This window comes from Streptomyces sp. UG1 (assembly GCF_049974585.1).
Taxonomy (GTDB): Bacteria; Actinomycetota; Actinomycetes; order Streptomycetales; family Streptomycetaceae; genus Streptomyces.
In genome coordinates, this window is sequence record NZ_JBNGGG010000002.1 from 278,423 (window position 1) to 290,840 (window position 12,418).

General features: G+C 68.0%; 10 protein-coding genes and 1 pseudogene. 3 read left to right on the forward strand and 8 right to left on the reverse strand.

The genetic code is table 11. The features are described from left to right. The first annotated feature begins 205 nt into the window (after positions 1 to 205). Positions 206 to 1,636 (forward strand): glycoside hydrolase family 43 protein, encoded by a 1,431-nt coding sequence (locus tag ACP4J3_RS03515; RefSeq protein ID WP_426530228.1) that lies wholly within the window; start codon positions 206 to 208, stop codon positions 1,634 to 1,636. 66 nt (positions 1,637 to 1,702) lie between these two features. Next, on the forward strand, positions 1,703 to 3,199 hold the full coding sequence (locus ACP4J3_RS03520; RefSeq protein ID WP_426530230.1) for a family 43 glycosylhydrolase: 1,497 nt from the start codon (positions 1,703 to 1,705) through the stop codon (positions 3,197 to 3,199). A gap of 16 nt (positions 3,200 to 3,215) precedes the next feature. On the opposite strand, the gene ACP4J3_RS03525 is transcribed toward ACP4J3_RS03520, so the two are convergent. From ACP4J3_RS03525 to ACP4J3_RS03540, 4 genes are all read right to left on the reverse strand, one after another. Then, on the reverse strand, positions 3,216 to 4,088 hold the full coding sequence (locus ACP4J3_RS03525; RefSeq protein WP_426530232.1) for an alpha/beta hydrolase: 873 nt from the start codon (positions 4,086 to 4,088) through the stop codon (positions 3,216 to 3,218). Between the two features lie 53 nt (positions 4,089 to 4,141). Then, positions 4,142 to 4,852: an ABC transporter ATP-binding protein gene (locus tag ACP4J3_RS03530; protein ID WP_426530234.1), complete on the reverse strand. Its 711-nt coding sequence runs from the start codon at positions 4,850 to 4,852 to the stop codon at positions 4,142 to 4,144. Then, entirely contained in the window at positions 4,849 to 5,550 is a 702-nt protein-coding gene (locus ACP4J3_RS03535) for an ABC transporter ATP-binding protein (RefSeq protein ID WP_426530236.1), read from the reverse strand. Before ACP4J3_RS03535 ends, ACP4J3_RS03530 begins: the two co-directional genes overlap by 4 nt. Positions 5,551 to 5,680: 130 nt before the next feature. Beyond that, a complete protein-coding gene (locus tag ACP4J3_RS03540; protein ID WP_426530238.1) occupies positions 5,681 to 6,121 on the reverse strand; it encodes a hypothetical protein in 441 nt (146 codons plus the stop codon). Between ACP4J3_RS03540 and ACP4J3_RS03545 the strand changes: the two are divergent. After that, positions 6,121 to 6,839: pseudogene (locus ACP4J3_RS03545) on the forward strand (IS5 family transposase); the annotation flags it as partial. The gene ACP4J3_RS03540 and the pseudogene ACP4J3_RS03545 overlap by 1 nt on opposite strands. 897 nt (positions 6,840 to 7,736) lie before the next feature. Here the strand turns inward: ACP4J3_RS03545 and ACP4J3_RS03550 are convergent. The 4 genes from ACP4J3_RS03550 to ACP4J3_RS03565 are packed head-to-tail and all read right to left on the reverse strand — an operon-like array spanning position 7,737 to position 12,298. Beyond that, positions 7,737 to 9,029, reverse strand: a complete 1,293-nt coding sequence (locus ACP4J3_RS03550) for an FG-GAP repeat domain-containing protein (protein WP_426530240.1) — start codon at positions 9,027 to 9,029, stop codon at positions 7,737 to 7,739. Beyond that, positions 9,026 to 9,949: a myo-inosose-2 dehydratase gene (gene iolE, locus ACP4J3_RS03555; RefSeq protein WP_426530242.1), complete on the reverse strand. Its 924-nt coding sequence runs from the start codon at positions 9,947 to 9,949 to the stop codon at positions 9,026 to 9,028. Before iolE ends, ACP4J3_RS03550 begins: the two co-directional genes overlap by 4 nt. A gap of 21 nt (positions 9,950 to 9,970) precedes the next feature. Continuing rightward, the gene (locus tag ACP4J3_RS03560; protein WP_426530244.1) at positions 9,971 to 11,638 is read right to left on the reverse strand and encodes a pyranose oxidase; all 1,668 of its coding nucleotides are present in this window, start codon (positions 11,636 to 11,638) and stop codon (positions 9,971 to 9,973) included. Positions 11,639 to 11,656: 18 nt separating this feature from the next. Then, positions 11,657 to 12,298, reverse strand: a complete 642-nt coding sequence (locus ACP4J3_RS03565; protein ID WP_426530246.1) for a TNT domain-containing protein — start codon at positions 12,296 to 12,298, stop codon at positions 11,657 to 11,659. Positions 12,299 to 12,418 lie beyond the last annotated feature (120 nt).

Sequence of the window (12,418 nt, forward strand, 5' to 3'; positions counted from 1 at the left end):
GGACAGAGGGAGGCATCGCTGGACCTGCTGTCTCACCCCTCTTGACACCTGCGCTTACCCCCTCTAATTTTTCGCCCGAATTCACGAACAATGTCCGACATGTCGAACGCAGCGCGGCGACTCTGTCATGAACACGACTCACGCGTCTACCGGTGCGGAACAGATCGTCCGCCGCAGCAAACCCGCAGAAAGACAGGACACGCACATGTCAAGGCTGCTCACCCGGCTCGCGGCGATATTGGTCGCCGTCGGTCTCTTCTTCACCTCCCAATCCCTGGCCACACCTCAGCGGGCGGCCGCCGCCGACCCGGGCTATCTGATGGCGCACTTCATCGGTGAGGGGTCGACCGGTCAGCAGATGTACCTCGCGCACAGCGCGGACGGCCTCCACTGGAACGACCTCAACGGCGGGGCGCCGGTCCTGCTCTCCACCGTCGGCACGAAGGGGGTACGTGATCCCGCACTGGTCCGCTCCCCGGGCGGTGACAAGTACTGGATCATCGCGACCGACCTGTGCATCGGCTGCGGGCAGAACTGGGAGGGCTCCATCAACAACGGCAGCCGCAACCTCGTGGTGTGGGAGTCGACGGACCTGGTCAACTGGTCCCAGCCGTGGCTGCTCAACGTCGCCGGCGCGATCCCCGACGGGCGCAACGCCTGGGCGCCGGAAGCGATCTGGAACCCCGAGACCAACGACTACGTCCTGTACTGGGCGACGAACAAGCCGGTCGACGGCAAGACGAAGCACCGCATCTACTACGCCCGCACCGGCGACTTCCGCACCATCTCCACCCCGCAGATCTACATCGAGCGCCCCGGCACCCAGGAAATCATCGACACCCAGATCGTCGAGCTTCCGGCCGGCGTCGGCGCCTACCGTTATGTGCGGGCCTCCGGCGACGGACAGATCACCCTCGAAGGCAGCAACTCGATCCTGGGGACGTGGACCAACCTCGGCAACCTCTCCGGCATCGGCCTGACCGGTGCCCAGGTCGAGGGTCCGATGTGGATGAAGTTCCGCGACCGCAACGAGTGGACCCTGTACCTCGACCAGTACGCCTCCGGACGCGGGTACCTGCCAGTCACGACGACCGACCCCTCCGCCCCCGGCAGCTACAAGCTCCCGGCGTCGGGAAGCTACAACATGGGCGTCAACAAGAAGCGCCACGGCTCGATCCTGAACCTCACGGCCGCCGAGGAGTCCCGCGTCCTCGCACGCTGGAGCGACATCCCGGCCAAGCGCCTCCAGTCGTTCAACTTCCAGGACCGGTACGTGCGGCACGCCAACTTCGACGTGCGCATCGACCAGAACATCACCGGCCCGGACGCCCAGTTCCGGCTGCGGCCCGGCCTGGCCGGCTCCGGCACCGTCTCCTTCGAGTCGGTGAACTACCCCGGCTACTTCCTGCGCCACTCCAACTACGACTTCCAGCTGGTCCGCAACGACGGCACCGCCCAGTTCGCCGCGGACGCCACGTTCCGGCAGGTCGCCGGGCTCGCCGACGCGAGCTGGTCGTCGTTCCAGTCGTACAACCACCCGGACCGCTATATCCGGCACTACGCGTACCAGCTCCGCCTCGACCCGATCACCACCGCGACAGGGCGCAGCGACGCCACCTTCCGCGTGACGAACTGACCTGAAGCCGGGATGCCGGTGCCTCCCTGGGAGAGCGCCGGCATCCCCTTGCTGAAAGGAAGTACCGTGCACATTCGCCATCTCAGGTCGTGGTTGGCCAGCGTCTTGGCTCTGTTCACGGCGCTGGTCTGTGCACAGGGACCCGCGTCCGCGGCGGACGGCCGACCGTACACGAACCCGCTCAAGTCGGTGAAGGGTGCCGACCCCTGGCTCGAGTACTACGACGGCAACTACTACCTCGTCACCACCACGTTCACCGGCGTCCTGGGCATGCGCAAGTCGCCCACCCTCGCCGGCCTCGCCACCGCTCCCAGCGTGCAGATCTGGTCGGACACCACTCCCACCCGCAACTCCAACATCTGGGCCCCGGAGATCCACTTCTCCGACGGCCACTGGTACCTCTACTACAGCGCCGGGCAGAGCGGCACCCCGTGCTGCGGGGCGAACGGCACCCAACGCACCCACGTCCTGGAGAGCGCCGGCACGGACCCGATGGGCCCTTACAGCTACAAGTCCATGATCACCGGCCCCGACCTCTACCCGGCCAACTGGCTGATCGACGCGAGCGTCCTGCGGGTGAACGGTCAGACGTACATGGTCGGCAGCGGAAGGACGAACAGCGGCACGCCGCCCAGCCTGGTCATCGCCCCGATGACCAACCCGTACACCGTCAGCGGGAACTGGAGTGTCATCTCCACGCCGACCCTCAGCTGGGAGACCCAGAAGGCAGCCATCAACGAAGGCCCGGAGGCGCTTCAGCGTGACGGCCGCACCTTCCTCATCTACTCCGCGAGCGCCTGCGACACCCCCGACTACCAGCTCGGCCAACTGGAACTGACCGGCGGCCACCCACTGAACCCCGCCGCCTGGACGAAGAAGCCGTCACCGGTCTTCCGCCGCGATGACGCGGCCGGCGTCTACGGCCCCGGTCACAACGGCTTCTTCACCTCGCCCGACGGCACCGAGAACTGGATCGTCTACCACGCCAACGACTCCACCACCGACCGCTGCGGCAACGAGCGCACCACCCGCGCCCAGAAGTTCACCTGGAACGCCGACGGCACACCCAACCTCGGTACCCCCGTGGCCCTCGGCACCACCCTGGCCGGCCCCTCCGGGGAGACGGCGGCCACCCCGACCGCGTACACGCTCGTGAACCGCAACAGCGGCAAGTGCCTGGACGTCGCGGGCGGCAACACCGCCGACGGCACCAACATCCTCCAGTGGACCTGCAACGGCGGCGCCAACCAGAAGTGGCGGATCGAGGACCTGGGCAACGACACCAACCGGCTGGTGAGCATCGCGACCGGCAAGGTCATGGACACCGCCAACTGCGGCACGGCCGACGGCACGGACCTCCGGCAGTGGTCCTGGCTGAACAACAACTGCCAGAAGTTCCGCCTGGTGTACACGGCCACAGGTGACTACGTACGGATCGTGAACGAGAACAGCGGCAAGGTCGCCGACGTCGCCAACTGTGGCACCGCCGACGGCACCGACGTCCGTCAGTGGTCCTGGCTGAACAACGACTGCCAGCAGTGGCGGCTGGTGCCGATCACCTGACCGCCGTCAGCCGGTCTCACGGCAGCACCCGCTCGTTTTCGAGGCGCGCGAGTACCCGCTCCAGCCAGGCCAGCAGGTCGCCCTCGACTTCGGTGCGGTTGGTCTCGTTGAACAGCTCGTGCCGCGCTTCGGGGTATATGCGGTAGGTGATGTCGGTGAGGCCGGCCTGCCGGTAGCGGTCGACGAGCAGGTGACTCAGCGTGAGCCCGGCGTTGAGCGGGTCCCGGTCGCCGACCAGGACGTAGACAGGCAGGTGTGCCGGGACGCCCTGGGGCTGCGCGAGTGCTGCGGAGGCGACGGCGACCTGTCGCATTCCCTCGGCGTCGAGGCTGGAGCCGCAGAGCGGGTCCGCGAGGTAGGCGTCGACGGCTTCGGGGTCGCGGCTGAGCCAGTCGAACAGCGTCCGAGCGGGTTCGAAGCCCTTGTTGAGGGCGACGAGCGGGTCCCCGCTGTCGGCCGCCTGGTTGGCCATCATCACGTCGACCGCGGTGGTGCCGGCCAGAGCCAGGGCGTCGATCAGGTGGGAGTGGTGCAGTACGTACTGCTGCGCGGCGAAGGAGCCGAGGCTGTGGCCGAGCAGCACCAGAGGCAGGCCGGGGTGCCGCTCCCGGATGGTCTCGGAGAGTGTCACCAGATCGCCGACGAGTCGGTTCCACCCGTCCTCGCCGAGATGGCCGGGTGCGGCATGCCTGCTGAGCCCGTGTCCCCGGTGGTCGCCTGCGTACACGGCGAAGCCCCGGGCCGTCAGCGCCTGGGCGAGCGCGACGTATCGGCCGGCGTGTTCGCCCATGCCGTGCGCGATCTGCACCACACCGCGCGGCGGGCCGGCGGGCTGCCACTCGTGCACGTGGATGCGTACGCCGTCCTGGCCACTGTCGAAAGTGAACATGATTCTCCTGGGAAAGGGTGAGTGGACAGACTTGGTCCGTGCCGGTGAGGCGGTCAGGAACCTTCGCCCAGGTAACCGGCCGCGATCCGAGACCGGTCCGCTCTCAGTTCCCGGGCCGTTGCCTGCACGGTGAGTTCGCCGTGGGAGAGGACGCAGCCCCGGTCGGCGACCTCCAGGGCGAGGCCGACGTGCTGCTCGACGAGCAGCACCCCGCAGCCGGAATCGTCGGCGAAGCGCCGGACGACGGGCAGCAGTTCCTCGACGATGACCGGGGCGAGGCCGAGACTGAGTTCGTCGAGCAGCAGCAGCTGGGGACGACGGGCCAGGGCCCGTCCCAGAGCGAGCATCTGCTGTTCTCCGCCGGACAGGAGACCCGCCTTGCGGTCCCGCAGGCGGGTCAGGACCGGGAAGTAGGCGTACGCCGCCTCCTCGTCGAGCCGTTCTCCCCGGTGTCGCAGCCGCAGGTGTTCGGCCACGGTCAGTGAGGAGAAGATGCCCCTGCCTTCCGGGACGTGAGCGATGCCCCGTCGCGCGCGGGCCGCCGCCGGCACCTGGTCGAGGGGTCTTCCGGTGAAGGTGATGGTGCCTGCGGAGGGACGCAGCAGTCCCGAGACGGCCTTGAGCGTCGTTGTCTTGCCCGCGCCGTTGGCTCCCAGCAGGGCGACGACCTCGCCTGCGCCGACGGTGATGCCGAGGTCGCGGACGACGGGGGCTCCGTCGTAGCCGGCGGTGAGTCCGGCCACTTCCAGGACGGGTGTGCTCATGTTGTCTCCGGTGCGCTGCTGGGCACCACGGGCCGGCCGGTGGTGAGGGAGGAAGGAGTGCCGCCGTCCGGTACGGGTGCGTCGGTGGGCTGGACGGCGGACGCGCCGAGATAGGCGGTGATGACGGCGGGGTCGTCGCGGACCCGGCTCGGGGGCGCCGCCGCGATCACCTTGCCGAACTCCAGGACGACCAGGTGGTCGCAGATGCCCATCACCAGGCCCATGTCGTGGTCGATGAGGAGCAGTGCGGTACCGGCGTCGGCGACGGCACGCAGGCGGCGGCCGAGTTCGGCGCTCTCCGCGGTGTCCAGGCCGGCGGCGGGCTCGTCGAGGCAGATGATGCGGGGGCGGGCGGCCAGGGCCCGAGCCACGCCGACGAGTTTGCGCTGTCCCTGGGACAGCTCGGCCGGGGATGCGTCGGCGAAATCCTGCAGACCCAGGGTGGTGAGGGCATCGGCGACGGCGGAGGGCGGCGGCGTGCGGCGGCCGAAGGTCTCGCCGAAAACCCTGACCCAGCTCGGGTGTTCCGCCGTCACGCGCAGGTTCTCCGCCACCGTGAGGTCCTCGAAGAGTTCGCTGCTCTGGAGGGTGCGGGCGAGACCTCGGCGGGCCCGGGCATGCGGTGGCACGCCGGTCAGGTCCTCGCCGTCCAGTTCCACCCGGCCCCGGGCGCCGACCAGTCCGCTGACCGCGTCCACGAAGGTGGTCTTGCCCGCGCCGTTGGGCCGATCAGTCCCACCAGTTGGCCTTCGGCGACATCCAGGGTGACGTCGCTGAGTGCGTGGACGCCGCAGTAACTGACGCCCAGCGAACGGACCTTGAACATACTCATCGTGCGACCTCCTCGGGGGTGGGCGCCGTTTCCGGCCCGGGGGTGTCCGGTGCGGCGTTCACGGCGATGGCCGGGGCGGCTTTCGCCGCGCGGGCGGCTCTCTTGGCCTTCTTACGGCGGTGGTTGGCGCCCGCGATGCCGTCCGGGTTCGCGATCAGCGTCACGATCAGGGAGACGCCGGCGAAGAGCAGGGCCCAGGTCCCCTTGATGCCGAACCACTTGTCCAGGGCGTGCGGGACGAGTGCCTCGGTGGACATCAGGCCGGCGATGACGGCTCCGGAGACCATCGTGATGCCGCCGATGTAGGCGAAGCCGATGAGGCCGAGTGCGGCCAGCGCGGTGAACCGGACCGCGCTGACGGAGCCGAAGTTGTAGCCGTACAGGGTCCCCGCGGCGCTGGCGATGAAGGAGCTGATGGCGAACGCCGCGATCTTCACCCGGCAGCTGGAAGACCGTCTATGAACGCCACCGGCGCTGGTCGGCAGACGGCACGTGGGACCGGATCCTGCGTGCGGTCCAGGCGGATGCCGATCTGGCCGGCCGGATCGACTGGAGCATGGTCGGCGTGGACTCGACGTCCTGCCGGGCTCATCAGCACGCGGCCGGTGCCCGCAAGACCAAGCCGCGCGTCCCGAAAAAAGGACGACGCCCCGAAACCACCGCCCCGCCGAGGGACTTGGGCGGTCCCGGGGCGGCCTGACCTGCAAGATCCACCTCGCGGGTGACGGCGGATGCCGCCCCCTGGCCGTCCTGCTCACACCGGGCCAGTTCGGTGATGCTCCACAGATGATCGAGGTCCTTGGCCGCATCCGTGTTCCCCGCCTCCAGGGCGGACACCCGCGCACCCGGCCCGATCACCTCAGCGCAGACAAGGCATACAGTTCCCGCCGCAACCGCCGCTACCTGCGAAGACGCCAGATCAAGCACACCATTCCGGAACCGAAGGACCAGCGGGCCCACCGCAAAAGACGCGGCGGCAAAGGCGGCCGACCCGCCGGCTTCGACAACGAGACCTACAAACGCCGCAACGAGGTCGAACGAACCATCAACAGGCTCAAGAACTCCCGGGCCGTCGCCACCCGTTACGACAAGAGGGCCTACGTCTTCCACGGCACCGTCACCGCCGCAGCAATCAGACCCTGGCTCCGACCATGATCCGCCGGACAGAACCTAGACCTCCCTTGAGTTGTTGGCCAGGACTCCGAGAGCTCGCCCTGTCGCTCGAACACGGCGAGGATCACACCGAGCGCCGTCGCACTGTTGCCAATCGTGTACTGGCGCCACTCCACCGACTCCAACTCGTCGTACAACTCCTTGAGGATCGCCGGATCGTCCTGCCCGGCGATCGCGTTGCGGGAGAGCTGGGGCGCGATCTGCCGCTTGGTGAATGCGTGCCGATCACCGTGCGCTGGTCGACTCCACCTCACGCAAAGCACCCGTCCAACCGCGTTTCCGCAGGTCAGAACCTTCCTGCATAGATGACCACCGGTGGGGCGGGTGGGACTCGCACCCACGGCCGATCAGAGACAAGGCCAGGAGCCCGCAAGAAAGGTGACACGTTTGGTTCGGCCGGACTTCAGACCTACAGTCGCACCCTCGTCACGCAAGGAACGACAACCGCACCTGCCGATCGGGGTTGTCCCGGTTGGAGTCCGCCAACCTCCGTCAGGACGACCCCGACCCTACTCCCCAGCGCAAACACTCCGCGTGCCACCTGGCTTGGCCATGTTGAAGTCCCATCTGCTCGCCCGCGCACGGCAATGCCCTGCGGCCCGTCCTACCTGCCGGGGCCGCCTCCTTGGCGGTGTCGACCAGCCACCTGACGGTGGCGTCGGGTTCCGCGGGATCCTGGGAGACGTACCGAAGCGCGTCGCCAACCTTGATCAGCACGTCGAAGCAGAGAGTCGCGTCGAGCGATGCCCACCGTGTGCACCGCCACCGCCAACGGCGCTACCCGGACGGTGACTTGACCAGATCGGGTGCAGAACCCGTATCGCGGGATGTACCCAGCGAGATCCGCGGCGGGGGATCGCCCCGCCGCGGATGGGCCGCTCAGCCGTCGCCGCCGGGTGGGGGTGTGACCGGGCCGGGCCAGGCGAAGGCGTTGGTGTAGAGGCGTACCTTCGGGTCCTTGGTCCGGTAGTAGCCCACCGTGTCGTAGGCGGTGATGGCGAAGTCCAGCCTGCCGTCGCCGTTGAAGTCCGCGACGGCGATGCGGGCGGTGGACTCGGTGCTCACCTGCTGCTCGATGAGCGTGTTCCCCTGCGCGTCGAGCTTGTAGTACCAGACGCCCTGCGCCGGAGCGGGTCCCCGCATGCCGATCAGGAACTCGTCGTCGCCGTCGTTGTCGAAGTCCGCCACGACCACGTGATGTCCTACGGCGTCGTACTGGGCGCTGGGATGGGCAAAGGTCTTCAGCACCTTTCGCCGCCACGGCTTGGCGAACGGTGAGGCGGTGCCGTTGGGCCGCACGTATGCCGCGACGGTGTTCCCGTGGAACGGCTCCAGCGTGACGATCACCGCGCAGGACCGTCCGCCGATCCGCCCGACCGCGAGGTTGCCGCTGCCCTGGAAGTAGCGGCCCAGTTCCGGCGACTTCTGCGGCGGCACGCCTGTGCCGAGCGTGACGTGTTGCCAGGGGCTGCCCGGCGCGGCGCCGGGACCGGGGCCCAGCCAGCTGATCCCCTCACCGCCGGCCAGCAGGAACGACTCCCGGTCCGGTCGCGGGGTGCCGGGGAAGCGGGCCGACACCACACCGTGCACCACGGTGAAGTGCGAGGTGTCCACGGCCTGGCCCGGCCAGGCCTCGGCGGTCAGCACGTCGTCGGGGAGGTCGTACAGCATGACGTGCACGGGCGAGTGGACGCCGGCTTCGCCTCCCTGCGGCCCGACCACCGGGAAGGCGGCCAGTTGCAGTCGCCGGTCGGTGGTGAAGTGGCCCAGCCGTAACCGGTGGGTGGCGACCAGGTCGGCCACGTGCCGGCGGGTCCACGCGGCGTCCCATTTGCCCGTGCCGGGGTTCTGCAGCCAGGAGATCCTGCCGTCCTGCGGGCCGCAGTTGAACATGCACTTGCCGTAGTCGTGGCTGAGGACCAGGTCCGGCAAACCGTCACCGGTGAGGTCCGCGGTGTCCAGGGCGACGGGCTTGTGGTCGGTCAGGGACACGATGGTCCGCTTCGTCCAGGACGGGTTCTGGTACCAGACGACCTCGCCGCGGCTGAGACCGGAGGCGACCAGGTCGGGGCGGCCGTCGCCGTCGATGTCGACGGCCTGGAGGAAGTAGCCGTCGCGGGGGTCGGCGTCGATGACCGACTCGGTGAACTTCGGCGTGGCGTGTGCGGTCACCGCCCCAGCTCCTTCCTCAGGTACTCGCGGGCCAGCTTGGCGTAGTGGAGCGGTGGTCGCCGGCCGTGCGGGTCCTGCTCGGCCTCGACGACCAGCCAGCCCTTGTACTGCTTGGAATCCAGAGCGGTCAGGACGGCCGGGAAGGGGACCGCTCCGGTCCGGTCGCCGGGGACTGTGAAGATGCCCGCCCTGACGAACTCCTCGAAGCTGGCCGAGGCCAACCCGGGCCTGTCGCGCACCGCGGTGCGGATGTTCTTCAGGTGCACGTGCCGGATGCGGTCGGCATGCGCGTTGATCACCGCCACCGGGTCGCCGCCGGCCCAGTACAGGTGGCCGGTGTCCAGCAGCAGATGGACGTACTGGGCGTTGGTGCGCCGCATGAGCGTGTCCACCTCGGCCTGGGTCTGCACCCCGGTGCCCATGTGGGGGTGGTAGACCAGCTGGAAGTCCCGCTCCTTGGCGAGCCTGCCGATCTCGTCGAGCCCTTGTGTCAGCGCCTTCCAGTGGTCCTCGGTGAACACGGGCTTGGAGTCGCTGAGGCTGATGGGCATGAGGTGGATGGAGTTGCCGAACTCGGCCACTCCGATGCTCCGGGTCTTCACCGGGCCCTTGATCGCGTCGAGGAAGTCCATCCGCTCCTCGAAGGCCGCGATGGTCCGCCTGCGCATACCGGGCACGGTGAAGAACGTACTCACCCACGGCTCGGTGACGCTGAGTTCGCGCAGCGCGAGGGCCGCGTTCAGCGCGTCCGCGTCGGTGGGGAACTTGTGGCCGATGCTGCACCCTTCGAAGCCCGCCAGCCTGATCTCGCTGACGCACTGCTCGAAGGGGATGTCGTCGCCCAGCAGCGGGAAGTCGTCGTTGGTCCAGCAGGTCGGGGTGATGCCGAGGTGCGTCTCGGCCAGCCTGATCGGTGTCATGGTCGGCTCTCCCCTACGCCTTCAAGAGCTCGGCAGGATGGTCTTGATCTTCTCGACCGCCTGCAGCGCCATGGCGACGCTGGTCAGCGTGGGGTTGGCGGCGTTGCCGAACGGGTGCAGGCCGTTGCCGCCGAGGAAGAGGTTCTTGACCTTCCACACCTGCGAGTTGGGGTCGACGACGCTTGTCTTCTCGTTCTTGCCCATCCGCGTGGTGCCCGCGATGTGCAGCGGCAGGCCCGGGGTGAGGAACTGCGGCTCCGATCCGGGCATGAAGCCGCCGAGCTGGGCGGCGACCCGCATCATGTGGTCCATCATCCTGCCGCAGTCGGCCCGCTCCTCCTTGGTGAGCTCGAAGTGGAACGTCGGCTGGGGCATGCCGAAGGTGTCCTTGATGTCGCGGCTGAACGTCACGCGGTTGCTGAGCCGGGGCCGGGACATCCCGAACCACCGCAGGTCGACGATGAGCCGGCTGTCGATGTTGGGCGGCACCTCGCCGTAGCTGAAGGCGTCGCGGTGGATCTGGCAGTGCCAGGGCTGCCCCGGCACGGCCGGGATCCACAGGTTCGGCTCCAGCTCGCCCTTCGGGAATGGCACGGGGTCCGCGCCCGGGGTCTTCTCCTGCTGCTTCTGCCTCTGCTTGTCGATGTACTCCTTCACCCGCGTCTTGGCGTCGGGGTACTTCTCCAGCAGGGTGACGACGTCGTCGAGGATCGACTGCTTGAGCACGGTCTGGCAGAACGCCATCGGCTGCTCGGTCAGATAGCGGCCGAGCGACTCGCTCCGCAGCTCCGAGGCGAACAGCAGCTGCGGGGTGAGCACCGGGTTGCAGGCGACGACGTACACCTCGGCGTTGATCGTCACCTTCTCGTTGAGGTCGCGGAGGTTGCGGACCTTCACCCCGGTCACGCGCTGCTGGCCGTTGCCGTCGTCGGTGAGTTCCAGCCTGGTGCACTGGTGCTCGGGCAGCAGCCGGAAGGAGCCCTGGGTGGGCGTGTGGCGGGGGTCGGCGAGCGTGCCGAGCACGGTGTCCGCGGCGCTCCAGTGCACGGCGTCGGACTTCGCCTGGTCGGGGCGCGCGCTGACGGCGAGCGGCAGTTCCCGCACGTCGGTGAACTTCGCGCGGTGCAGCACCTCACGGACCAGCAGGTGGCGTGCCGAGGAGGCGAAGACCGCCTCGGACCTGTGCAGGAGACCGGCCGCCTCCTTGTAGAGCTTGTCCATCGTGGTCGCGTCGATGGGGTAGGCCTCGCCGTTGTACGTGCGCTCCAGGGTGGCGTGGAACTCCGGTACGGCGCAGGTCCAGTGCGTGGCCATGCCGCCGACGGCGTAAGTGGCCGCGGACGCGCCGAGGTTGTCGCGCTTCTTCTGCTCGGGGTTCTGGTTGTTGAGGACGAATCCCGGCCAGTCCTCGGAGTCGTACGAGAAGGAGGACGGGTCGAGGGTGACCACGGGGGAGTCGTCCTTCGCGATGGACAGCGGATGCAGATGGCCGCGGATGACCGACGCGAACAGGTCCACGTTCTTCTGGTACAGGAAGCTGTTCTTGAGGTGCTCTCCGTAGCTCCCGGAGAGTTGCGCACCGGCGTCGATCATCAGGACATGGTGTCCCGCGTCCACCAGCTTCCGCGCGAAAGTGGCCCCGACCGGACCGCTTCCGACGATGAGAACATCGACGTCGTACTTGCTCATGATGCTTCCCCTCTTTTCTCAGGCCGTGTTGCCGGTCTTGACCAGGAAGTCGTTCTTGATGAGCCACCCGAGGAGATCTTTCTTGTCCTTGGGAGCTCCAGGAACGAGATTCGGGTCCAGTTCCTGCTGTGTTCCGCCGCCGATTTGGTTGAAGTGCGGAGTGGTCTTGCCTTCGTAGACCTGGAACTCCTTTTTGACGCGGAAGGTGGTGTACAGGAACCGGTCCTTGTTGAGTGCCGTGGGTGGCAGGGCGCGTTCCTTGAATGGCGTGCCTCGATTGGCGAGGTAGGTGCCCTTGAGTGATCCGAAACGGTCGAGTTCGCGATTCACTTTGAGGGTGACCTTTTTCTTGTCCACGGATTGGTCGTCGCTGACGTGGAAGCCGGACTGGTCCGGGTAGCGCCAGGTGCCTTCCGCCGGGTACTCCGTGCCGTCCCAGTAGATCTTCAGGAACGTCTTCGGGCTGAGGCCGCCCAGCCGCTCGTAGCCGACCAGCAGCTTCTTCACCGACGTGGGGAACTCCTTGGGGCCGAGGCGGCAGAGCTGGTCGTTCAGGTGGCAGTCCGCCGGAGCGGCCGACACGGCCGGCGCGTGGGTGGCGCTGCCGAGGAGGGGCAGGAGAGCCGCCAGGGCGATGGCTGAAATCCGCCGACGGTTCATGGGGACTTCCTTCCGCTTCGCTTGCAGAACAGGAATCGGCAACTGCCGGGAAAGGGGGGTCTATTCCATTGAGAGGGCGGCCGGGTATTTCGTAAATGGCGGAGTCAGAGATTCCCTCGA

Excerpts from the sequence above, each read along its gene's own strand:
- ACP4J3_RS03515 (WP_426530228.1), top strand. The coding sequence starts at position 206 with ATGTCAAGGCTGCTCACCCGGCTCGCGGCGATATTGGTCGCCGTCGGT.
- ACP4J3_RS03525 (WP_426530232.1), bottom strand. The coding sequence starts at position 4,088 with ATGTTCACTTTCGACAGTGGCCAGGACGGCGTACGCATCCACGTGCAC.
- ACP4J3_RS03530 (WP_426530234.1), bottom strand. The coding sequence starts at position 4,852 with ATGAGCACACCCGTCCTGGAAGTGGCCGGACTCACCGCCGGCTACGAC.
- iolE (WP_426530242.1), bottom strand. The coding sequence starts at position 9,949 with ATGACACCGATCAGGCTGGCCGAGACGCACCTCGGCATCACCCCGACC.
- ACP4J3_RS03560 (WP_426530244.1), bottom strand. The coding sequence starts at position 11,638 with ATGAGCAAGTACGACGTCGATGTTCTCATCGTCGGAAGCGGTCCGGTC.
- ACP4J3_RS03565 (WP_426530246.1), bottom strand. The coding sequence starts at position 12,298 with ATGAACCGTCGGCGGATTTCAGCCATCGCCCTGGCGGCTCTCCTGCCC.